Source organism: Mycobacterium sp. 050272 (assembly GCF_039023525.1).
In the GTDB taxonomy this organism is placed as follows: Bacteria; Actinomycetota; Actinomycetes; order Mycobacteriales; family Mycobacteriaceae; genus Mycobacterium.
The window spans coordinates 1-20,955 of the sequence record NZ_JBCHKV010000036.1 but is presented as its reverse complement, the minus strand read 5'-3'; the positions used below and the strand labels follow the sequence as shown (position 1 = coordinate 20,955).

The window sequence follows — 20,955 nt, the reverse complement described above, 5'->3', positions numbered from 1 at the left end:
ATCGGACCTTCGGATATTCAGATCATCCTCGGGAAGGTGCGCCCACTTTCACGCCCCCTCACCGAGGCTCATCCACAGGTTCTGATCATTGCTCGCGACCGTATCGAGTAGATCCTTCCCGGCTGCGCTGTAGGTATCGCTGACGTTCTTGATTGCCCGAAAGTCGTCGCGCATCGTGTCTGTGCGCGAATTCAAGGCCAGCAGAACCTGATTGGTATCGGTGATGGATTGACCGATCTGCTCGCCACGCCCGCGCACTCCCTCAGACAGCGCTGAGAGCACGGCGTTGAGTTTGTAGGGGTCGATCTGCTTGACCAGATCAACCACGTTCTGGAACAGCGTGTTGACCTCAACGCTGACGTTCTCCGATCTCAACACCGCGCCAGCTGAGAGCCGTTGTGGACTCGGATCCTTCGGGTAGATGAGGTCGACGTATTTCTGCCCGAATAGTGATGTGCTGTTGATCCGGGCTTCGATGTTGGCAGGAATGTTCTTGATCTGTTTGGGATCGATGTCCAAACGCAGACTGGTCGCGTTCGGGCCGCCGGTCACAGACGCAACATGGCCGACTTGTACGCCGCGCATCTTCACCTTGGCGGCAGGCTCCATCACCAAGCCTGACCGCTCAGAAGTCAGCGTGACGGGCACCGCCGGTGTGAAGGCCTGGTTGAACGCGGCCAGGCTCAGTGCGACACCGCCGCACATGCACACCACCAGGAACAGCGCCAGCCACTCGGGGGCGATTCTCTTCTTGTGTTGTCTCCGTTGCCCGCTCATCGCTTCACCCCGCCAGGTTGAACTGGCCGGTGCGGCCGTAGAGGGCCAGCGTCACGAACATGATCACCAGCCCGCCGACGGTCAGCGATGCGCGGGTTGCGCGACCCACCGCCTCGCCGACGCCGGCCGGCCCGCCGGCCGCGGTGTATCCGTAGTACGTGTGGATCAACATGATCGTCGTCACCTCGGCGACGGTGACAACGAACGACCGCACCACGTCGGTGGGAATGAAGAACGTGTTGAAGTAGTGGACGAACACGCCTGAGGACTGACCGTAATAAGTGGTCGTGATCAGTTGGCCCGCAGAGTATCCGAGGATCAGTGCGATGCAGTACAGCGGGACGGCGACGATCACTCCGGCGGCGACACGGGTCGAGGCCAGGTACGCGATGGCGCGGATGCCCATCACCTCCAGTGCATCGATTTCCTCGTTGATCCGCATTGCACCCAGTTGCGCCGTAGCGCCTGCGCCGATGGTGGCAGCGAAGGCGATGGCCGCGGTGAACGGCGTGACCAATCGGGTGTTGGCGAACGCCGTGCCGAATCCGGTCATCGCCTCGACGCCGATGTTGGAGAACTGGTTGAAACCCTCGCTGGCGATGGTCCCGCCGGTGGACATCGTCAGGAATGCCACCACGGCCACCGAACCGCCAACTACCGCCAGCGCCCCGGTGCCCAGGCTCATCGCGGCGACCTGGCGCAGCAACTCGGCCCGGTAGTAGATGACGACGTCGACCAGCGACACCAGTGTCTTGCCGAAGAATCGAGCCTGCTCACCGAGTCGCACCCAACCTGCGCGTGCGGTCGAAACCGCATGCGTCGTTCTTGGGAAGCGTTGGCCTGCAACCGTTACGGTGCTCATCCGATCACCTCGTAACCGATGGCGGTGAGGAGGACGTTGATGAAGAACAGCAGCGAGAACGAATACACCACTGTCTGGTTGACCGCGTTGCCCACCCCGGCGGGTCCGCCTTTCACCGTCGTGCCCTGATAGACCCCGATGAGGCCGGCCGTCAGGCCGAATGTCGTGGCCTTGACCATGGCCACCGCGACTTCGGGAAGACCTGTGACCAGCGTCAGGCCCGCCACGAACGCACCGGGGGTGACGTGCTGGAAGAACACGCTGAACATGAAGGCCGCGATCAGCACGGTCAACGTCACCAGCGAATTGATCAGCCAGGCAACCACAGTGACTGCCACGACCCGGGGCGCCAGCAGTGCTCGTACAGGGTCGACGCCCATGACGCGCAACGCATCAAGCTCTTCGCGGATGGTGCGTGCACCCAGGTCGGCGCAGATCGCCGCGGCGCCCGACCCCGCGACGACCAGCACCGTCACAAACGGTCCGACTTCGTTGGCGACAATGGAACCGCCGACTCCCGAGTAGTCCGCAGCGCCGATCTCGATCAGGAACACATTGAAGGTGAAGACCGACGCCACCGTAAACGGAATCGCAAGCACCATCGCAGGAAAGAGCGAGACCCGTGCGACAAACCACGTCTGCTCCATCAGTTCCCGCCACGCGAAGGGCCAGCGGAATATCGCCATCAACGCGTCGAGTGCCACGGCCCAGAAATTGCCGACCGCGCGCAGTGGCGCCACCGCGCGGGTTTCGGTCCACGTCATGAGCCGGCCTTCGGTATCGCCGACGTTCTGGACGGCGGTGCTGGCGCCGCCTTGCGCGCACACTGACAGCTGGGCACGGGATTTGTCTCCTACTGTTCGACGATGAATGCAGTAGCGGGCTCGCGCGTGGTGTTCAGCTTGCGCGCGCGTCCTGGCGCCGGGCGTATTCAGCCTGCTCGGTGTACTCCGTATCGCCCTCGGGCTCAGGCAGAGTAATGCCGCAGACCTTCCGTGCGAGTTCGCCGAGAGGACCCGACGGTGACATTTCGGCGCGATGCATGGTGAGCATGCGGATCGTCAGAAGCGGTGTGCCGTTGAAGTTTTCGAACACGCTGATCCGGTCACCCCAGTCGGACAGAAACAGATCGCGAATCACGCGGCTGATCTTGATTCGGTCGTAGGGCCTGCCGACCGGGCCGGTCTGCAGCGGCTCGAGCCACTTGCGAAGATCGGGGTTCTGCCACTGGCCCTCCGATGGGAAGATCAGCGACGAGCGGCCGGCGAGGTCGATGAGTTCGTTGACCATCCGGGAGATGTGTTCGAGATAGTGGATGCGGCCAAAGTCGAATAGCAGGACGTTGGGCTTGTAGAGACCGCCTGGGGTGTTGAATCCCTCGTCCTCGCTGGCGATCACGTGCGCCCGCATCGTCTGATAGAACCCGACGAGCTGAGCCAGACGTGTCTGGACCGGTGGCAACTGGTAGGTACCGATGTGCTCGGTGATCATCAGTCCCAGCCCGACCATGAGTTCTGCGCGCACCATCTGGCGGACGATGGCCTGGTAGTGCAGCCAGTCGAACACGCGCTGGGGGTACATCGCGGCGTGTTGGGGGTTGCCAAGGTGAAACACGCGGTTCCACGGGATGAATACGTCGTCGAAGAGGATCACTGTGTCCAGCTCGTCGCCGCGTGAAGCCAGTGGGTGTTCGGTTTCGTTGTCTTTCACAGTGCTTTCGCGGCACACCAGCGTGACGCCTGGGGTGTTGACCGGCAAGGCGCCGAAGATGATCTGCTCGGCTGCGATACCCGGGCGGAAGAACACACCGACGTGGATGTAGTCGGCGAACGGCGTTCCGGTACCGATGGCCTTGACGCCACGCACGACGATGCCGTCGTCGCGAGTCTCGACGACCCGCAGAGCCGGCGATTCGGCTTGCGCGGATTCGCGGGAACGATCAGTTTGCGGGTCCACGAAGGCCGGTGCGGCGTTCAGGTCGCCATCCATGACCAGTTCGTAGAACTCTTTGATCCCGACGGTGAGATCGCGACCGTCGGTACCGCGGGCCTGCTCACTCCAGGGCTCGGGATCATCGACGTAGGTGGCCAACACATAGTTGTTGACATCGGGAGTGCGCGGCGCAGCACCGCCGCCCATCTCCTTGATGACTGTTTCGAGGTAACGACGCTTGCGCTTCAGTTCGTCCTTGGTCACATGGCGGAACCACATCATCGACCGGCGTTCTCCGTCGTCATCGACGAACGTCATGATGTCCTGCAGGTCTGGGCGGTGATGCAGGTCGTAGAAGTCGGCGATTCGCTGGGCGTAGTCGCGGGTTTTCGGGTGGGTGGCGACGTTGTCGATGAGTTCGTCTCCGACCCACACGGCGCGCCCGTCGTTGAGCGCTTCGAGGTATTGATTTCCGGTTCGCAGCATCTGCGCGGCTCCTTGCGTGTTCCGTGGTGCCCTTGGCTGCACCGAGCCTGGAGTGTGGACTGCACCGGGGTGAAATGGGCCACCGCGTGGGCGGGTGATTGTGGTTTCGCGCGGATTTCGACTCTATTCACGCTCCGTGAATACTGTCGGGCTCGATTGCCTTTGGGATGAGGAGACCGGCGATGCCCGATGAAGGCGTGTCCATCACCGACGAGGTGTTGGCTGCGATGCGGTCCACTCCGAGTCAGCGCACCCTTGAGATCCTGTGCGCGGTGGTGCGCCACCTGCACGACCTCATACGCGAGGTTGGCCTCGCTGACAGCGAGTGGCAGACAGCGATCGACTTCCTGACTCGTACGGGCCAGATGTGTACATCGCAACGACAGGAGTTCATCCTCTTGTCGGATGTCTTGGGCGTGACCATGCTCGTCGACGCCGTCAACAGCCGTCGCGACGAGACGGCCACCGGCAACAGCGTGCTGGGGCCGTTTTTTCGTGAAGACCGCCCGACATTGCCTGACGGGTACGACATCTCGGGAGGCTTGTCCGGCGCGACATTGTCGGTGCGCGCGCGGATCGTCGACACCGAGGGCCGACCGGTTTCAGGGGCTCTCTTCGATGTGTGGCACAGCGACGGTGACGGCCACTACGACTCCGATATCGCCGACCTCAATGGCACCGCGATGCGCGGCCTGTTCCGCAGCTCCGATGACGGGTACGTGTCCTTCCGTAGCATCGCACCGGCGTCCTACCCGATTCCCTCCGACGGCCCCGTCGGTGAGCTCATGCGTGCCAGTAACCGCTCGGTGATGCGGCCCGCACACGTCCATGTGCGTATCGTTGCGCCCGGATTCTCCACCTTGACCACCATGGTGTTCCGCAAGGGGGATCCCTACCTGGACTGCGACCCCGTCGTCGGTGTGAAGCCTGCGCTGATCGCAGACTTCTCCAGCGACGACAGCGGCGACAGTGAACAGTTGGAATACACGTTTGTGCTACAGCCGCGAGGCTGAATCGCTGCGTCGCGTCGCCGTTGGGCGTCAGTCGTTGCGCTGCAGGAACGCCACGGCCACCTTGGAGCCCATCGGAACACCAGCCACCGCGGCGGTAATGCCTTCGCTGGTCACCTGAACCAGGGTCGGACGGCCGTCGATGCCGCCGTAATATTCGCCAGGCGCCGGTATCGCGAACCGCTGGCTGATGACCAGGCTTTCGTGGCTGACAACGTGTCCGGGTAGGACTAACGGGCCGCCAAGCAGGAGTGAGGCTGCCTCGACGTCACCCCGTGAGATGAGCTGCCGTATTCGCGTCGAGGAGATCGGCAATCCGTTCGATCCATCGGTGACCAGCGGCACTACCCGCGTTTGTAGCGACGGATAGTCGGCGAACGTCGCCGGGGTTGCCGTGCCGCCTGCGCCGAATCGAAAGTTGGCTCCAATACTGACGATTCGGGCTCCGAGTTGATCCAGCAGCACACCCTCGACGAAAGCATCTCCGGCCAGGTGCGACCACGCCTCGTCGAAGCGAATGATCGCAGTCCGTTTGATTCCGAGGGCTGCGAGTTTGCGCAACTTGGTCGGGCGGTCGGTGAGCAGGCAGGGGGCCCGTCGAGGTGTGAGCACCTGCATCGGATGCGGATCGAATGTCAGCACCGTGTCGCAGCCGGCCAGAACCTGGCGGTGCCCGAGGTGCACTCCGTCGAAGGAACCGATGGCGACGCTGGAGTACGGGCCGGCATGTGAGGAGTGCGCAGTCATCGACTGCGTTGATGCGGACGGTCCCGGCGGCGACGTGAGTGTCACTATCTCCACGCTCATGGCCCTTTCCCCGTCGCAGCACTGTCGCCCCCTACTGTGCGCTGCCGTGCGTTAGTCGACCTGACCGTGCCGATCCCGCCCCGTACAACAGATGTGAACTGGCCGTTAACGGTCCTTGCACGCACTGCCTCGCTCCGATGCACTTGCGGCTGAACCGCATCGAGGCGGCGACGGTCTGAACCGCGCAGGCGAAGACACGAGACACGAAGGAGACCCAGAAAATGACTGCAGGTTGGAGCCTGGACGGGCGGACGGCGTTTGTGACCGGCGGCAGCCGAGGCTTGGGCTTCGCCATCGCTGAGGCGCTGCTGCAGCGTGGTGCCCACGTCGCGATCGTCTCCCGCAACGACGCTGATGTGAAAGCCGCCGCGTCGCGTATGGCCGCCGACAGCATCAAGGTGTTGCCGCTGGTTGCCGATGTCACCGACGACGAGTCGGTGAAGGCGGCGTTGGAGCAGGCCAACGGCTGGCAAGGCCGGCTCGACATTCTCGTGAACAACGCTGGCCCACAGCTGGCGCCGTCGCCGGTCGTGAATGCGGACGAGAACGTGATCACGTCGGCATTCGACACCAAACTGCTTGGTTTCCTGCGTGTCTCGAGAGCTGCGCTGCCGTACTTGGGACAGTCCGGCAAGGGTTGCATCGTCAATGTCGCGGGTGCGACGGCTCATGTCCCCGTTCCGAACACCGGCGTCACTGGCATCGTCAACGCGTCCGTCGTCGCACTGACGAGCTTCCTGGCGACCGAAGCCGCGCAGAGCAATGTTCGGGTCAACGCGATCTCGCCGGGGATGACCAAGACCGAAGGCTGGTTGACCAAGAATGAAGCAGCCGCGGCTCAGCAGGGCATCAGTGCCGACGATGTGCGTGCCGGAGTTGTCAAGGCATTAGGCATCCGGCTTGGCCGGTGGGCAGAACCATCCGAGATCGGTGCGGCTGCAGCGTTTCTCGCATCTGACGAAGCGTCTTACATGACCGGGCAGGTGATGCGTGTCGACGGTGGGCTGAGTAAGCCGGTGGCGTGATGGCCCCAGGCCTCGACGACTTCGTCTACACCGGCAGACGCGCTCGGATTGTCTTCGGAGTTGGTCGGATTGCGTCGGTGCGCAGCGAAGTCGAACGTCTGGGGCGAAGCCGGGTTCTGCTGCTGTCCGGGGCGGTGTTGCGCTCCGTTGGTGATCGCGTCGCCGATCTGCTCGGTGAACTGTGTGTTGGACGGTTCGACGGCGCGGTCATGCACACTCCGGTCAGTGTGACCGAGGATGCGTTGGGCTTGTTGCACGCGCTGAACGCCGACTGCGTGGTCGCGGTGGGCGGCGGCTCGACCACAGGGCTGGCCAAGGCCCTTGCCGCACGCACGGACGTCGACCTGATTATCGCGCCAAGCACCTACTCCGGCTCTGAAGTCACTCCGATACTGGGCGAGACTGCAGATGGCCGCAAGACGACCAGGGCCACTGCCGCCGTGCTGCCGGAAACAGTGATCTACGACGTTGACCTCTCTCGTGACATGCCGGTGGCGCTGTCGGTGTCCAGCGCCGTGAACGCCCTCGCCCACGCGGTGGAGGCCCTGTACGCGCGGGATTCCAACCCTGCCGTCGACAGTTGGGCACTTGAATCGGTGCGACTGTTGGCAGACGGGCTACGCGGCCTGGCAGGGCAACCGTTCGCCACGCAGGTGCGCTCGGAGCTGCTGCGCGGGGCCTGGCTGGCGGGGATGTGTCTTGGATCGGTGAGCATGGCGCTACACCACAAGCTTTGTCACACGCTGGGTGGCACTTTCGGGTTGCCGCATGCGGCGACCCACGCGGTAGTTCTGCCGCATGCGATGGCTTACAACACCGCTGCCGTTCCGCAGGTGATGGACGCGCTTGCCGACGCGATGAGTGTTGACGACGCGCCGGGCGGAGTGTGGGATCTCGTAGCCCGGTTGGATGGTCCGACGTCTCTGGCGTCGCTCGGGCTGGCCGCCGAGGACTTGGACGAGGCTGCCGAAATCGCGTCCACGGCCGCATATCCCAATCCGCGCCCCATCACCTCGACGGGTATCAGAACGCTGCTGGATGATGCATGGCATGGCCGCCGCCCGGTGGTGCACGCGCGGCGAGAAGGAGGATGCGAGTGAGCGCACAGATCATGGACGGGACGGCGGTAGCCGACCGGCTGTACCGACAGGTCGCCGAAGAGGTCGGCATCTTCCTGCGATCAACTGGACGTCGACCGCTGCTGGCGACGGTCCTGGTGGGAAGCGATCCCGCTTCACATACCTATGTACGGATGAAGCGTAACCGTTGCGCGCAGGTCGGATTCGAATCGCGCAGCGTGGAACTGGATGCATCGAGCACGACGGCCGAAGTCGTAAGGCGCATCAGGGAGCTTTCCGACGATCCCGACGTCGACGGCATTCTGGTCCAGCATCCGGTTCCCGGACACATCGACGAGCGTGCTGTGTTCGAGTCGATCGAACCGAGCAAGGATGTCGACGGTGTGACCATGCAGAGTTTTGCGGCGATGGCACTCGGCGGGAGCGGATTCCAGTCCTGCACGCCGGCGGGCATCATGGCGCTGTTGGACGCCTACAACGTCGATATCGTGGGGAAGCGGGCGGTGGTGGTGGGGCGCAGCCCCATCCTGGGCAAGCCGCTGGGGATGCTGTTGCTGGCGCTCGATGCCACCGTGACCTACTGCCATTCGCGCACCACCGATCTTGCCGGACACCTGTTGAATGCGGACATCGTGATCGCCGCGGTGGGCAAGCCTGAGCTGATCCGCGGCGACTGGATCGCCCAGGGCGCGGTGGTGATCGATGCCGGTTACAACCCCGGCAATGTCGGCGACGTGCAGTTCGACTCCGCGGCGCAACGTGCCTCGCTGATCACGCCGGTGCCCGGCGGTGTCGGCCCGATGACGATCGCGGCGCTCATTGGTCAGACAATGCAAGCGGCACAACGTCGAGCATCGCTGCGATAGACATCTGGCGCCACTAGCAGAGTAGTTCTGGCACAAGCCAATTCAGCGCTGGAAGATTTCCGGATGCTCGGCGAGCGCAATGCGGGTGCGCCGGATATGCCCCCCGAGGAATCGCTCACAATCCACACTGTCGCGTCGCGCGATCGCGTCGAGTAACAGCCGGTGTTCGGCGTTGACGATCCAGCGCCGTTGCGCACCATCGTGCACCATGAATGCGCGACGGAAGTGCTGCGTTGAATTCCACAGCCGAGTCACCGAACTCAGCAGCTCGCCCGGTGGGCAGCCGGCATATGTGAGCAGATGGAATCGCCGGTCGAGCTCGAGGAACTGTCCGACGTCGGCGTTGTCCTCGATCTGGTCCTGGATACCTGACAGCTCTGATTCCTGCTCGACGGTCAGATCCGGAAGGCTCAGCCGTAACGCGAGTGTCTCGATGCGCTCACGCATCTGGTAGATGGTGTCCAATTCGTCTGGATCCAGTTCGGGCACACGGGCGCTGCGGTTGACCTCGAGCTGTGTGAGACCCTCCACCTCGAGCATCCGCAGCGCCTCCCGGACGGGCAGCCGACTGGTGCCAAGGCGTGCGGCGATCTCCTCCTGCCGGATCCGGCTGCCGGGGGGAATCTCGCCACTGAGGATCGCCTGCCGCAGGTACGCTGCGATCCGCTCGCTGGTCGACGGTTCTTTGCGGGGCGACCGGTTGTCCACGATCACGATGTGTTGTCCTTAGCCGTTAGCGAAAATCACACGCCGGCACGAATCTCCCCTCCGTGGCTCTTGGGATCCAGTTTCGCACAGATTTCGGGGTCATCCGATCTAATGCCGACGATATGGGATCCAATTCTAGTAGCCCTGCGTTGACGCCCACCGAAAGTGCAGCGAAGGCCACGATGCACGTGACCGGATGGCCGTCGGCGCTCCGCGGTGCGGTGCGCCGCCGGTCGGTGTGCCGGACCGTGCCCGCGGCCGCCATCGTGGGATCGACGCTTTTCATGGTCAACCTGTTCTCGAGTGTGCGAGACGATCCCTTCACGTGGGTGCAGGCCAGTCAGATCATGCTGACTTTCCTGGTCCCGTGGCTCAACGCCACCATGGGTATCGCCATCGGCCTGCGCCATGGCGATATCGCGCCCACGCCGGAGGCCGGGTAGACGCGAACCCCCAGCAGTACGGCCGATCCGAATTCAAGTCCAGGTTCCGCAGCACCCGTAGAAACGCAGCCCGGCAACAGCTGCCGGCGGCAAAGCGAAAGTTCTGGCGATCGTCAGATGCAGACCAAGCTTGACGACCGGGCAACGAGGTCAGTCGCCTTGCCCTTCGTTCGGTTCCACACGCCGACGGCGTGGCCTGCGTCAATGGGTTGGGTCAGTATTTGCTCAACCCATCTAACCGAGCCCGAGCATGCTCACCGATCGACTCCTTCACCACGGGTTTGCGCCCGTTCCCGGACGAACCGGAGACAAGGCAGCGAACCACTTATCAACACGCGTCGGGTGTTCAGTATTGATTAACGTGGGCCGGATGAGTCAAGGTGAAGGCATGGCGCAATCAGACGACCCGCCGCATCACCCGTCATCTCTGGACCTCGATCGGGGTCTCCGGACGATCAGGTAAGACTTACCATTGCATTGCCTGTGATAAGCCACACACTCGAAGGGGGCAGCGTTGCCCAGTGAGCTGGCAGCAGGGTGACGCGCCCGGCTCGAGGTCTGATCCAGCGGAAGCTGATTCCGCCGGTTCTCGGCGATGCCGTCGTGCACCGCCGCCGGCTGACTGACCTCATCGAAACCCACCTCGGCAACAGCACTGTTCTGACAGTCTGCGCCGCAGCCGGCGCCGGCAAATCCACCGCGGTCGCCGCAGCCCTCATCGACGTCGGCCACCCACTGGCGTGGCTGACCCTCGATGGGACTGAGGCCGCCGCTGGACGCCTTCTGCTCTACCTCGAGGCTGCGGTGAGCCCACATGCCCCTGATGCCGATGGCGCCGCCACGGATGCCCTGGCTGCCGGGCTGCCGGTGGGTGAGGCGGCGGGACTGTTGGCCGAGAGCCTGCACGGCAGCGGACTCGTGCTGGTCTGCGACAACGTCGAGCGAGTCGTGCACAGTTCGGGCGCGGTGACCGCACTGTCGGCTCTCGTTCGGTACGTACCCGCCGACGTTGGCCTGGTCCTGATCTCGCGCGTCGCCATTCCGCTCGATGCGGGGGCAACCTGCGAGATCGAGCGCATCGCTGAGATGGTCGACGCGGACCTGGAGTTCACCGTGGAGGAGGCGACCGAAGCCCTTCGACTCGCCGGACGCGAAGACGTCGACCCAGCCGAAGCGGTGCACCACGCGAGCGGCTGGGTGACCGGGGTGCTTTTCGCGTCCAGCTCGCCGACCGAGCAGTCGGCAAGCAGGCTGCAACGGTACCTCGCCGCGCAGGTGCTGGGACAGTTGCCCGAAGAGGAAAGCGAATTCCTGATCCGTACCAGCCCGTTGGCCGAAGTCAACATCGACGATGCCCGGGCGCTGGGCGTCGAAGACCCGGGCCGGCTGATCGCATCCCTGCGGGGCCGCCATCTCCCGGTGGCCTGGCCGCGCGAACACACTTTTGCCGTAGGGCCCCAGTTCCGCGACTACCTGCTGAGCCTGTTGGAACTCGTCGACGTCGCCGAACTTCAAACACTTCGACGTAACTACGCCGAGCTGCTCATCAAACGCGGTGAACTCGAGGAGGCCGTCGACGTCCTGCTCGATGTCGGCGATCACGATCGAGCATGGCAACTGACTGTTCAGTTGCTACCGGGTCTGGTTGAGCGCATGGACCTCGAAGCGGCGGCCCGCTGGCTCGACGCCTTCCCTCCCGGAGCCACCGCACCGGCAGGTCCGCAGATGTCGTCGGACATCCTGCGCGTGGCCTTCGGCCTCGAACAACCCAAGCGAGGTGTCGCGCTGCTCGACGCAAACGGCTGGGAGTGGGTCGGCGCGCTCGCCGAGCGCGCCGAAGACAGCACCGACGAGGCCATTGCGCTGCTGGCATGGTGTCTGTGGCACCTCAATGATCTAGATCGGGCCCGCCGCGTAGCCGGCCTGCTGCGACCAGGACGCGCCCGCGCCATCGCCGAAGCGACCCTTGGGCTGAGTAGCGACAAGGCAACCAACGGGTTCCCCGAATTCGCCGCCACGCCGTCCGGTCCACTGGACGGACTCCTGATGCGGGTTGCCTACGTCAACGGTCGCCTGGAAGGGCTTGATTCTCCGGACGTCCACGGCCCGTGGCGCACGGTGGTCGGCGCCCCGTGGATCATCGCCGGCCTGCGCGCCACCGGGCAGATCGATAAGGCGATGCAGCTCTATGAGCTACATCGCGACAAACCGCAACCGCTGTGGCTGCACGGCATTGACGCCGCCGAACTGATGGCCGATCTGGGGCGCACAAGGGATGCGTGGTCAGCAGTGAAGAAGGGTTGGGAATTGCAGGCCGCGAGCGGCTCGGCGATCTACGCCTCGTTGCTGCACGTCGTCGAAGCCCGGCTGCACCTCCGGCTGCACCGCGATCCCGCCGCCGCCATGCTGGCATTGGACGCCGCCAATGAGTCAGGCGCCCAGATACATTCCCTCACCCGGGAATTCGAGATGCTCTGGCGGGGGCTGGCCCATCTGTTGCGCGGTGAGGCCGCGCTGGCACGCGACCTGCTCGCCGCGGCCGCGGCGAGTATGCAGCGGACCGGGCACGGGCTGGAGCTGATCTCGGCGGCCACCTACTTGTCGGAAGCACATTGGCGAACCGGCAACGAGGAGGCTGCCGACGAGGCGGCGCGGCTGGCCCTGACGACGGCAGACGAGATGGGTGCGGTTCACCTGCTGCTGGCAGCGCTCGAAGACGTGCCCGCGGTGGCCGTACGAGGGGCCGACACCGAGCCGCATCGGACGTCGCGATGGCATGAGCTGACGTCGCTGCTTGCCCGACGCGCCGACGTGACCGTCACGGCCCCGCACCCACGAATCGTCCTCGAGGAGTTCGGCGAGCCGATGCTGTTTCTCGACGACGTGGAGGTCACGCCGAAGCTGCGCAAGAGTACTGAGTTGCTGGCCCGACTCATCGCCGCGCCGGATCGCTCCGCGAGCCGCGAAGATCTACTGGACGGTCTGTTCCGTTCCCGCAGTCAGCCGGCCGCGCGAAGCTATCTGCGGCAGGCCCTCTACCGGCTTCGGGAGACTCTGCCCGAGGAATTCAGTCCCGTTCTAGACGGCGACCGTGTCTCAGTCCCCGGTCCCGACGTTCTCGCCGGCACGTGCGAAGAGGTCTTCGCGCGCATCAACCAAGCCGATCGCCAAGACGGCGAGACTCGTCTGAATACCCTCACTGAAGCGTTGGCCCGCACGGATCGAGGTCCCTACCTTGCCGGACTGAACAGCCACTGGGTAGAGGCGCGGCGGGCCGAGGTCAATGAGCGGCTGCTGCGCGCCCGGATGGACCTGGCACGAACCGCCTACCGGTTGGGCAGGTACTGGGAGTCATCGACAGCTGTCGACGTGGTGCTGCGACACGAGCTGTACCACGAGGATGCGTGGCTGCTGCGGCTGTCACTAGCGCATGCTAGCGGCAGCGACGACGGTGTGTTGGCGACCTACCAGCGCTATCTAGCTGCGATGCGTGACCTCGGCGTTCCGCCGTCCGTAGCAGTGCAACGGCACGTAGCGCGGATGCGGGCCTGACCCCAATCGCAGTTTCGGCTCGGTTAACAACCGCTGTGCCACAGTTCACGGCAGCGACCAAGCCAGTACTCGATCACAGGGAGGGCATCGTGCCATCGATGACGCAATCCGCCGAGCTCACCGCGGCATTCCGGCAGGCGATATCGCATTTCAGCACCGGTGTCGCGGTAATCACCACCCGCACCGATGCGGGGCCCGCGGGGATGACCGCGAGCGCGGTCGCCTCCCTGTCCATCGACCCCCTGCAGCTTCTGGTCTGCATTCGCACTGACCTGCCGACCCGGGCGGCGATCCAGCAGGCCGGCCGGTTCGCGGTGAACGTACTAGGTAACGGGCAAGAGCAGCTCGCCCTTCATTTCGCGACGCCGCGTCCCGACAAGTTCGCAGGTGTCGCGCTTCGCGACGACGACGTCCCGCTGCTCGAAGACGCCATCGCGCATTTCGTCTGCGACGTCGCGTCCGCGCTGCCCGGCGGCGATCACACCATCTTCATCGGGGACGTCATCGATTGTGATCATGTCGCCGGCGCCGACCCGTTGGTGTACTTCTCGCGGTCGTTCCTGCCGTTGTGCAAGCCTAGTTCCCATGCCCGGCACGCCTATGAACTGCACCTCGAGCTGATGATGTGACCGCCCTGCTTGAACAGGTCCCCGTCGTGGTCCGCAGCCGATTGCGGCCCCCTGACCTGCACCCAGACGAGCTGATCCGCCCCCGACTTCTCGATCGGCTCGAGACCTTCGACGAACCGGCGATTCTGTTGGCTGCACCGAGCGGGGCAGGCAAGACAGTGCTGTTGTCACAGTGGGTACGCAGCACAGGTGCGCGCTACGCCTGGGTAAGCCTGGGGCCGTCCAAAGTAGGGCTGTGCGACATGTGGTCGGCGATTCTGCAAGCGCTCGAACCGCTCTGCCACGACAGGCATCCGACCGCACTTCGCGACCGCACTGATCCGCAGACCCTACTCAATCGCGTGATTCCGGCGCTGCTCAACAAGCTGACGGTCACTGAACCGCTGCTGCTGTTCCTGGACGGTCTGAACGCGGTCGTCGACCCCCGGGCCAAGGAATCACTGACACATTTCGTCCTCCAACTGCCACCGCACGTCCGCGTGGTACTGGCCACGAATCGACCCGCCGCAGGACCCGTCGCTCAATTGAGAGCGCTCGGTCGCCTGGCAGAGCTCACCAACGACGACTTGCGTTTCACCGGTTCTGAAGCCCATCGGCTGCTCGGAGTCGTCGCCAAGCGCGCCGTGAGCGAGGACGAGGCGGCCCGAATCCAGCGTGGGGTCGACGGGTGGGCGGTAGGGCTGCGACTCGCCGGCCTAGCCATGCGGCACGGCCGAGCCGGCGGCCTGCCTCGTGAACTCGTCGACTATGTCCATGCCGAGGTGCTCGGCAAGGCCACTCCCAGCGAGCGCGCGGCCATTGTGCAGACCTCGGTGCTCTGTGAGCTGCGCCCAGCGAGGGTAAACGCCGTCACTGGCACCTGGGCCACCCGCGCGCTGGCATCCTTCGCGCGATCGTCGATGTTCCTACAGCCCACCGCGGACGGCTGGATATGCCATGCCGCGCTCAGGGCCACTGCCGCCGAGCATCTCAGGCAGTGCGAACCCGAGCTGCGGGCCAACCTGCACCATCGCGCATTGCGACTGTTCGAGCGGGAGGGCAACCTTCTCGCTGCGGCCGAACATGCACTGGAGTCCGGCAAGCCACACCGGGCTGGTGAGATGCTCGCCGCCGCCTGGCCGTCCGCGCGTCCCGGCGATTTGCTGCAGCGCGTGGGCCGACTGGGCGCCGAACTGGCCGGTCCGGTCGCGCGATCGGCCGCTGCGGCGGCGCTGGCCCGAGGTGACGCCGACATGGCGGCGCACCTGCTCAGCGGCAGCGGACCTGACCGCCACCGCGCCGTTCGTGCGCTGACCTTCCTGCAACGCGGCGAGTTGGCTGATGCGCGCACTTGTCTGGCGGCGCCTGCCGAGGAGGATGCCGCCGATGCCTGGTGGATAGTGGTACACCAGCTCGCCACCGGTCTGATCGGTCTGTGGGACGGCCGGACCGACGAGGCCCTTTCAGAGCTTCATGCCAGCGCTACAGCCGCCACGAAGATGGACTACCCAGACGCGCGGGTCCGAGCGTTGGACGGAATGGTCGCCTGCGCTGCGACGCGCGGCGATGACGACACGGCACGGGTTGCCGCGAAGGAGGCCGTCGGGACCTACGCTCAGGATCCGCTCCGGGCGACCGTTCCAGTCATATCGATCGCCTGTCTGCAGCTGTCCGGTGATGAGGTTCCGGTGCTGGCCAACCCATCGCCTGCCCAGTCGTGCGGGCCGCACCACGCGGCATTCGCCGAGTTTCTGCGTGCTGCGGCGGCACAGCGGGCCGCTCAACCCGTTGCCTACCGTCTGGCGCAGTCGCGGGGACGTTCGCTGCTGAAACCGGAGCAGGCCGGGACACTCCTGAAGAACCTGCTCGTCGATCAGCGGTGCGGTTCAATTGATTCGGCCGCCGGCGCGCGCAACCGCCTCACCAGTCGTGAGCTGGTTATTCTCCGGGCACTCAGTGGGCCTTTGACATTGCGTGAAATCGCGCGGGAGTTACACGTCTCGCACAACACGGTCAAAACCCAGGTCGGGTCGCTGTTTCGCAAGCTGGACGCCCATGACCGCACGGCCGCGGTCCAGACCGCCCGCGAGCATGGCCTCATCCCACGCGCCTGATCACGGCGCCCCGAGTCCAACGCGCGTTGCGCATCGCTGTGTCGTTAAGCAGAATTAAACGACATGGTGGTGGCCGCCATTGACCAGTATCTGCTGGCGACGGGAAGGGGCGCAGGTGGAGGCCGAGGCGTGCGAACGGTTGCGTGCCGCCCGAATCGCCGCCAACATCAGCCTTCGCGAACTGAGCCGGCGGGTCGGGATTTCAGCCAGCATGCTCTCGCAAATCGAGAACGGGCGCGCCCAACCCTCGGTCGCGACCCTGTATGCACTGGTCTCGGCGTTGTCGCTTTCACTTGACGAACTGTTGTCCGGCGAGCAGCGTGGACCCGCCGCGGCAGCCGAAGGCACCTCGTCGCCTCTGGTGACCCCCGCCGATCGCGCACGGCTGGTGATGGACACCGGCGTCATATGGGAGCGCCTGACCGCCGGACCGGATCCTCTGGTCGATGCTCTGTTCGTCACATATCCGCCAGGCAGTTGCTCCTCCTCCGGAGGCGGTTTGATGAGCCACTCCGGTCGCGAGTACGCCTACTTGATCCAGGGGCGCCTGACCGTTCACCTCGGATTCGAGACCTTCGTGCTGGAGCCGGGGGCGTCGACCAGTTTCGATTCGGCCATTCCGCATTCATATGTGAACCGCGAGGACGAGCCCGCCTTCGGGCTGTGGCATGTGGTGGGCAGGGATCCCGCGGTTGCCGCCGCACCGCCGATGGCGGGACCCGCGGATTCTGCGCCGCAGCCCGGCATCGAGCACACTCGCCGCTCCAAGAGCGCTAAGTACGGGTGACGGCCCCGATCAGCCAGATGCTTGGCAACAAATAACAGCTGCTGAGGCTGGTGTCGGCAGGGAGAGGCGCATGGACCCGGCCAGTCGATGCGGGGTTGATGGACACCGTGGTGGCGATCGCCACGTCTGGGCCATCACCTCCGCGAGCGGGGTGTTAACCGAAGCGAAACCTTTCTGGCACGCGCGTCCACGCCGGTTAGTCTGGCCCTGTGATGTACGGCACACACGAGGGTCTTCGGCGTAGGTGAGCGCGTGACCGGTCTCGCGATGGAGGGTCGACGTCAGGTTGGGCGCCTTGAAGGTGGCATGCTGACCCGCGATCCCGCGGTCACCTCCGAGGGGTCTTGGCCCTCGGAGCCGTTCGTCGAGCCCACGGGCTCGTTGTTGCGGGGCTATGAGCGGTACCGCACCGCTGATCCAGAACGGGCCGAGAAGGTCATCGCGAGCTTCTTGTCTCCTCATCGGCTGACGGTTCACGCGGGCGACGGGCGCTTCGCCGCGGTCGGCAACGTCGCCGAAGCGGGCGCGATCTCGCTGTGCCTGATGAGCTACGGCCAGGAAGTGGCCGTGGACCGGCCCGCACAGGATGATCCCTATCTGGCTGTGCTGATTCCGATCCGCGGGCGGCTTCTCGTGCGGGTGAAGAATACCGATTTCGTTGCAACGCCTCGTGACTGCGCGGCGACGCTGTCGCAGGGCGACGGAGTCCGCCTGCTATGGAGTGCGGATAGCTGGGTGCTGACCCTGCGGGCGGATGCCACCGCGCTGCGGGCGGCGTTGCTGGGCCTGTCGCCGCGTGCCGACCGCGCGGCGCTGAAGTTCGATTCGGCCAAGCTCGTCGGGGCGCAGCGGCAGGCTCTGCTCGGAGTGGCCGCGACGTTGATGCACGCATTCAACAGTTGCAGAACAGATGGCGGGCTCCCGAGGCTGCTCGCTCGCAGGCTCAGCGAGCACGCGCTGTCGACGATGCTCGTGACGATCGGCCACAGCCACACTGCCGAGCTGTTTTATCCCAGCGGGCCTGCCTCAAGTCGCAGTGTGCGTGCGGTCCTCGATCTCATCCACGATGAAGAGCGCGCCGAGTACACGGTCAGCGATCTGGCCGCGAAACTTGGCGTCACCACACGCGCACTGGAGTTGGCATTTCGCAAGGAGCTGGACACGACACCGAACGCGTATCTGCTGCGGGCACGGTTGGAACGCGCGCACGAAGAGCTTTGTCGTGGCGACGCCCGCGACGGCACCACTGTCACTGACATCGCGATGAAGTGGGGCTTTGCCCATACCGGCAGGTTCGCCAAACGATACCGCCAAGTATTCGGTGTGGCGCCCTCGACGCAACTGCACAGTCCTGCTTGTTGAGCCCGCGGAGGGCAGTTTGCCCCCAGGACGGTTCGCACCCACGCGAGCCACTTTGCACCCGTTGGCTAGCCAAAAAGCGAACAGGGTTGGGACTTCGGCTATTGGCCACTGCGACTTCGACACATGGCTTGCTGGCGGGCGGAAGAGGTCATAACTTCGCTCTAGTCCACGTGAAGCGGTTGGCGCCAAAGGGATTTCGGCTACAGGCCCGTCGGTCGGCCGCGCAGCGGGATGCGGACTAGTCCGACCTAGGTCGGCCGACGATACCCGAGCACTCAATAGAACGGACACCATGGTTAGCCACGACCTACAGACCTTGCCCCGCGAGTTCGACGCATGGGTACGACATCAGTTGGCGAGCGCCAATATCGAGGTTATCCCCCTGAAGGGCGCCGACGAAAAGGTCAAGGCAGTCCCCACGGGTGCAACCGTTACGATCACGTGCTCGCCGAAGTTCGGATTGGAGCGGACGATCGACCACGTTGCCGCGGCGAGGAGGAATGGCTATCGAGTCGTCCCACACCTGGCCGCGCGAATGGTCGAATCCGAGGAAATGTTGCGAGATTTCGTTCATCGCATCGTCGACCTGGGGGTGACCGATCTCTACGTCGTGGGCGGCGATGCTGATCAACCGCTGGGCAAGTTCTTCGATGCCGAGTCGATTCTGGTGGCGCTCAGCGCGTTTGACCATGGGCTGACGCGTCTGGGCGTCGGTTGCTATCCGGAAGGGCATCCGAAGATCGATTTGGATGCACTTGCAGAAGCGTTGCACCGAAAGCAGGAATATGCCGACTACATGGTCAGCCAGCTGTGTTTCGATCCGCGCACGCTGGTGCGGTGGCTGGAGGAAAGCCGCGCCGCCGGCATCACGTTGCCGTTACGTATCGGGCTCGCCGCCGCGCTGAAAGCTGCCAAGCTCGCCGAACTGTCGCTGCGAATCGGCGTCGGGCAGTCGCTGAGGTTCCTGACCAAACAACACGGCATCGTGGGCAATCTCGTGCTGGGCCGCAACTATGCACCCGAGGATCTACTCAGAGATATCGGCCCTGACCTGATGTCCTCCGACCTCAACATAGAGGGCATCCATCTCTTCTCGTTCAACCAGATAGACGCGACAGTGTCTTGGCAGCAACGCATTTCGGCTAAGTGATAGAGCTGTCGCAACACGCCAGAACAGAGCTTTCGTTCCAACGACGGAGCACAGGAAAGGAATCGATACATGACAAACCCCGAGACCTTGGAAGCCAAGATCCAGGCTTCCGGCGGAAACCCGGCGCTCATGCTGCGCAAGGAGGCCACTCCGCCCTATCTCATCCCGCTTCCAGAAGAGATCAGCAACTGGCGCGATGAGCAGCTGGCGTGGAACACCGCGGTGCTCTACGACCAGACTTTCCACATGTTCGACACCTACTTCAAGGGTCCAGACGTCAAGCGGTTGTTCTCCGACTACGCAGTCAACGACTTCTCGAAGTTCGGACGCAACAAGGCCAAACAGTTCGTGGCTGTCAACAGCGACGGAAAGTACATCGCCGACGCGATCCTATTCGGCATCGACGATGACGAATACAGCCTAGTCGGTGTTCCCGGCGCAGGTAACTACATGCAGTATCGTGCTGAGACCGGCGACTACGACGTCGAGGTGGTGCGCGACGACGCGACGCCATTCAATCCCAATCCTCGGTTCATCTTTCGCTTTCAACTGCAGGGCCCCAATGCGCTGAACATCGTCGAGAAGGCCGCCGGGGGCCACATCGAGCCGATCAAATTCTTCAACATCGGCGAATTCGTCATCGCGGGGACGAGGGTGCGGGCGTTGAACCACACGATGATCGGCCTACCCGGTGTGGAGAAGACGGGTCTGGAGATGACTGGACCGCTGAGTGACGGGCCCAAGGTTCTCGAGGCGCTGCAGGCCGCAGGCGAGGAGTTCGGTCTGCAAATGGGCGGTGCACGCTCGTACCTGACCACCCAGGTTGAGTCCGGATGGATCTCGCTGCCGATACCGGCCATCTATACCGGTGAAGACATGAAGGGCTATCGGGAGTTCTTGCCGGCCGCCGGCTTCGAATCGCACTATTCGCTCGGCGGCAGCTTCTACTCGGAGAATATCGAGGACTACTACGTCACTCCTTACGATCTGGGCTACGGGCGCGTCGTGAACTTCGCCCACGACTTCCACGGCAAGGAGGCTCTGCAGAAGCTCGCGGCGGGGCCGCACAAGAGGCAGGTGTGGCTGACCTGGAATCCCGACGACGTTGCGCGTGTGATGAAGAGCAGCTTGTTCGACAGGGCAGAGGACCGCGCCAAGTACCTGGATATGCCGAACGCGGTCTACTCGATCGCCAGCTACGACAAGGTCCTCAAGGGAGATCGGATGATTGGATTCTCCACGTGGAGTGCCTACCTGGCGAACCACGGAGCGTGGGCATCCACCGCGACGAGGAGCAATGATCAGAACCTGTGGATGAGCCTCGGTGAGGGGGCGTGAAAGTGGGCGCACCTTCCCGAGGATGATCTGAATATCCGAAGGTCCGATC

Annotated in this window: 18 protein-coding genes; 12 read left to right on the top strand and 6 right to left on the bottom strand. The window is 64.2% G+C overall.

Going from position 1 to position 20,955, the window contains the following annotated elements:
• Positions 1-48: 48 nt before the first annotated feature.
• The 4 genes from AAHS21_RS31200 to AAHS21_RS31185 form a co-directional block, all read right to left on the bottom strand.
• Positions 49-777 (bottom strand): MCE family protein, encoded by a 729-nt coding sequence (locus AAHS21_RS31200; RefSeq protein WP_342931178.1) that lies wholly within the window; start codon positions 775-777, stop codon positions 49-51.
• A gap of 4 nt (positions 778-781) precedes the next feature.
• Positions 782-1,639, bottom strand: a complete 858-nt coding sequence (locus tag AAHS21_RS31195) for an ABC transporter permease (protein WP_342931177.1) — start codon at positions 1,637-1,639, stop codon at positions 782-784.
• Complete coding sequence (locus AAHS21_RS31190) at positions 1,636-2,403, bottom strand: ABC transporter permease (protein WP_342931176.1); 768 nt, start codon at positions 2,401-2,403, stop codon at positions 1,636-1,638. The genes AAHS21_RS31195 and AAHS21_RS31190 overlap by 4 nt, the downstream gene beginning before the upstream one ends.
• Positions 2,404-2,536: 133 nt before the next feature.
• Positions 2,537-4,057 carry a 4-hydroxyphenylacetate 3-hydroxylase N-terminal domain-containing protein gene (locus tag AAHS21_RS31185; RefSeq protein WP_342931175.1) on the bottom strand — a complete coding sequence of 507 codons (1,521 nt, stop codon included), beginning with the start codon at positions 4,055-4,057 and terminating at the stop codon, positions 2,537-2,539.
• Between the two features lie 182 nt (positions 4,058-4,239).
• Here AAHS21_RS31185 and AAHS21_RS31180 point away from each other — a divergent pair, with 182 nt between their 5' ends.
• Positions 4,240-5,070, top strand: coding sequence for a dioxygenase (locus tag AAHS21_RS31180; protein ID WP_342931174.1), 831 nt, complete (start codon positions 4,240-4,242; stop codon positions 5,068-5,070).
• Positions 5,071-5,097: 27 nt separating this feature from the next.
• Here the strand turns inward: AAHS21_RS31180 and AAHS21_RS31175 are convergent, their stop codons facing one another.
• The gene (locus AAHS21_RS31175) at positions 5,098-5,874 is read right to left on the bottom strand and encodes an FAD synthetase family protein (protein ID WP_342931173.1); all 777 of its coding nucleotides are present in this window, start codon (positions 5,872-5,874) and stop codon (positions 5,098-5,100) included.
• A gap of 221 nt (positions 5,875-6,095) precedes the next feature.
• Here AAHS21_RS31175 and AAHS21_RS31170 point away from each other — a divergent pair, with 221 nt between their 5' ends.
• The 3 genes from AAHS21_RS31170 to AAHS21_RS31160 are packed head-to-tail and all read left to right on the top strand — an operon-like array spanning position 6,096 to position 8,844.
• Entirely contained in the window at positions 6,096-6,899 is an 804-nt protein-coding gene (locus AAHS21_RS31170; RefSeq protein WP_342931172.1) for an SDR family oxidoreductase, read from the top strand.
• Positions 6,899-7,999, top strand: coding sequence for a maleylacetate reductase (locus tag AAHS21_RS31165; RefSeq protein ID WP_342931171.1), 1,101 nt, complete (start codon positions 6,899-6,901; stop codon positions 7,997-7,999). Before AAHS21_RS31170 ends, AAHS21_RS31165 begins: the two co-directional genes overlap by 1 nt.
• A complete protein-coding gene (locus AAHS21_RS31160) occupies positions 7,996-8,844 on the top strand; it encodes a tetrahydrofolate dehydrogenase/cyclohydrolase catalytic domain-containing protein (protein ID WP_342931170.1) in 849 nt (282 codons plus the stop codon). Before AAHS21_RS31165 ends, AAHS21_RS31160 begins: the two co-directional genes overlap by 4 nt.
• Positions 8,845-8,886: 42 nt before the next feature.
• Here AAHS21_RS31160 and AAHS21_RS31155 read toward each other — a convergent pair whose 3' ends face one another.
• Positions 8,887-9,558: a GntR family transcriptional regulator gene (locus tag AAHS21_RS31155; RefSeq protein ID WP_342931169.1), complete on the bottom strand. Its 672-nt coding sequence runs from the start codon at positions 9,556-9,558 to the stop codon at positions 8,887-8,889.
• Positions 9,559-9,701: 143 nt separating this feature from the next.
• Here AAHS21_RS31155 and AAHS21_RS31150 point away from each other — a divergent pair, with 143 nt between their 5' ends.
• The 8 genes from AAHS21_RS31150 (at position 9,702) to AAHS21_RS31115 (ending at position 20,906) form a co-directional block, all read left to right on the top strand.
• Positions 9,702-9,995 (top strand): hypothetical protein, encoded by a 294-nt coding sequence (locus AAHS21_RS31150; RefSeq protein WP_342931168.1) that lies wholly within the window; start codon positions 9,702-9,704, stop codon positions 9,993-9,995.
• Positions 9,996-10,532: 537 nt separating this feature from the next.
• A complete protein-coding gene (locus tag AAHS21_RS31145; protein ID WP_342931167.1) occupies positions 10,533-13,547 on the top strand; it encodes a BTAD domain-containing putative transcriptional regulator in 3,015 nt (1,004 codons plus the stop codon).
• Positions 13,548-13,645: 98 nt separating this feature from the next.
• Complete coding sequence (locus AAHS21_RS31140) at positions 13,646-14,176, top strand: flavin reductase family protein (protein WP_342931166.1); 531 nt, start codon at positions 13,646-13,648, stop codon at positions 14,174-14,176.
• Positions 14,173-16,269, top strand: coding sequence for a LuxR C-terminal-related transcriptional regulator (locus AAHS21_RS31135; protein WP_342931165.1), 2,097 nt, complete (start codon positions 14,173-14,175; stop codon positions 16,267-16,269). The genes AAHS21_RS31140 and AAHS21_RS31135 overlap by 4 nt, the downstream gene beginning before the upstream one ends.
• Before the next feature lie 79 nt (positions 16,270-16,348).
• A complete protein-coding gene (locus tag AAHS21_RS31130; protein WP_342931164.1) occupies positions 16,349-17,056 on the top strand; it encodes an XRE family transcriptional regulator in 708 nt (235 codons plus the stop codon).
• A gap of 306 nt (positions 17,057-17,362) precedes the next feature.
• Positions 17,363-18,418 (top strand): AraC family transcriptional regulator, encoded by a 1,056-nt coding sequence (locus tag AAHS21_RS31125; protein ID WP_342931163.1) that lies wholly within the window; start codon positions 17,363-17,365, stop codon positions 18,416-18,418.
• 292 nt (positions 18,419-18,710) lie between these two features.
• Positions 18,711-19,568, top strand: a complete 858-nt coding sequence (locus tag AAHS21_RS31120) for a methylenetetrahydrofolate reductase (protein WP_342931162.1) — start codon at positions 18,711-18,713, stop codon at positions 19,566-19,568.
• A 69-nt stretch (positions 19,569-19,637) separates the two neighbouring features.
• A complete protein-coding gene (locus AAHS21_RS31115) occupies positions 19,638-20,906 on the top strand; it encodes a hypothetical protein (RefSeq protein ID WP_342931161.1) in 1,269 nt (422 codons plus the stop codon).
• Positions 20,907-20,955 lie beyond the last annotated feature (49 nt).

Coding starts and splice junctions, on each gene's coding strand:
- AAHS21_RS31200 (WP_342931178.1), bottom strand. CDS start 777: ATGAGCGGGCAACGGAGACAACACAAGAAGAGAATCGCCCCCGAGTGG.
- AAHS21_RS31195 (WP_342931177.1), bottom strand. CDS start 1,639: ATGAGCACCGTAACGGTTGCAGGCCAACGCTTCCCAAGAACGACGCAT.
- AAHS21_RS31190 (WP_342931176.1), bottom strand. CDS start 2,403: ATGACGTGGACCGAAACCCGCGCGGTGGCGCCACTGCGCGCGGTCGGC.
- AAHS21_RS31185 (WP_342931175.1), bottom strand. CDS start 4,057: ATGCTGCGAACCGGAAATCAATACCTCGAAGCGCTCAACGACGGGCGC.
- AAHS21_RS31180 (WP_342931174.1), top strand. CDS start 4,240: ATGCCCGATGAAGGCGTGTCCATCACCGACGAGGTGTTGGCTGCGATG.
- AAHS21_RS31175 (WP_342931173.1), bottom strand. CDS start 5,874: ATGAGCGTGGAGATAGTGACACTCACGTCGCCGCCGGGACCGTCCGCA.
- AAHS21_RS31170 (WP_342931172.1), top strand. CDS start 6,096: ATGACTGCAGGTTGGAGCCTGGACGGGCGGACGGCGTTTGTGACCGGC.
- AAHS21_RS31165 (WP_342931171.1), top strand. CDS start 6,899: ATGGCCCCAGGCCTCGACGACTTCGTCTACACCGGCAGACGCGCTCGG.
- AAHS21_RS31140 (WP_342931166.1), top strand. CDS start 13,646: ATGACGCAATCCGCCGAGCTCACCGCGGCATTCCGGCAGGCGATATCG.
- AAHS21_RS31125 (WP_342931163.1), top strand. CDS start 17,363: ATGCTGACCCGCGATCCCGCGGTCACCTCCGAGGGGTCTTGGCCCTCG.
- AAHS21_RS31120 (WP_342931162.1), top strand. CDS start 18,711: ATGGTTAGCCACGACCTACAGACCTTGCCCCGCGAGTTCGACGCATGG.
- AAHS21_RS31115 (WP_342931161.1), top strand. CDS start 19,638: ATGACAAACCCCGAGACCTTGGAAGCCAAGATCCAGGCTTCCGGCGGA.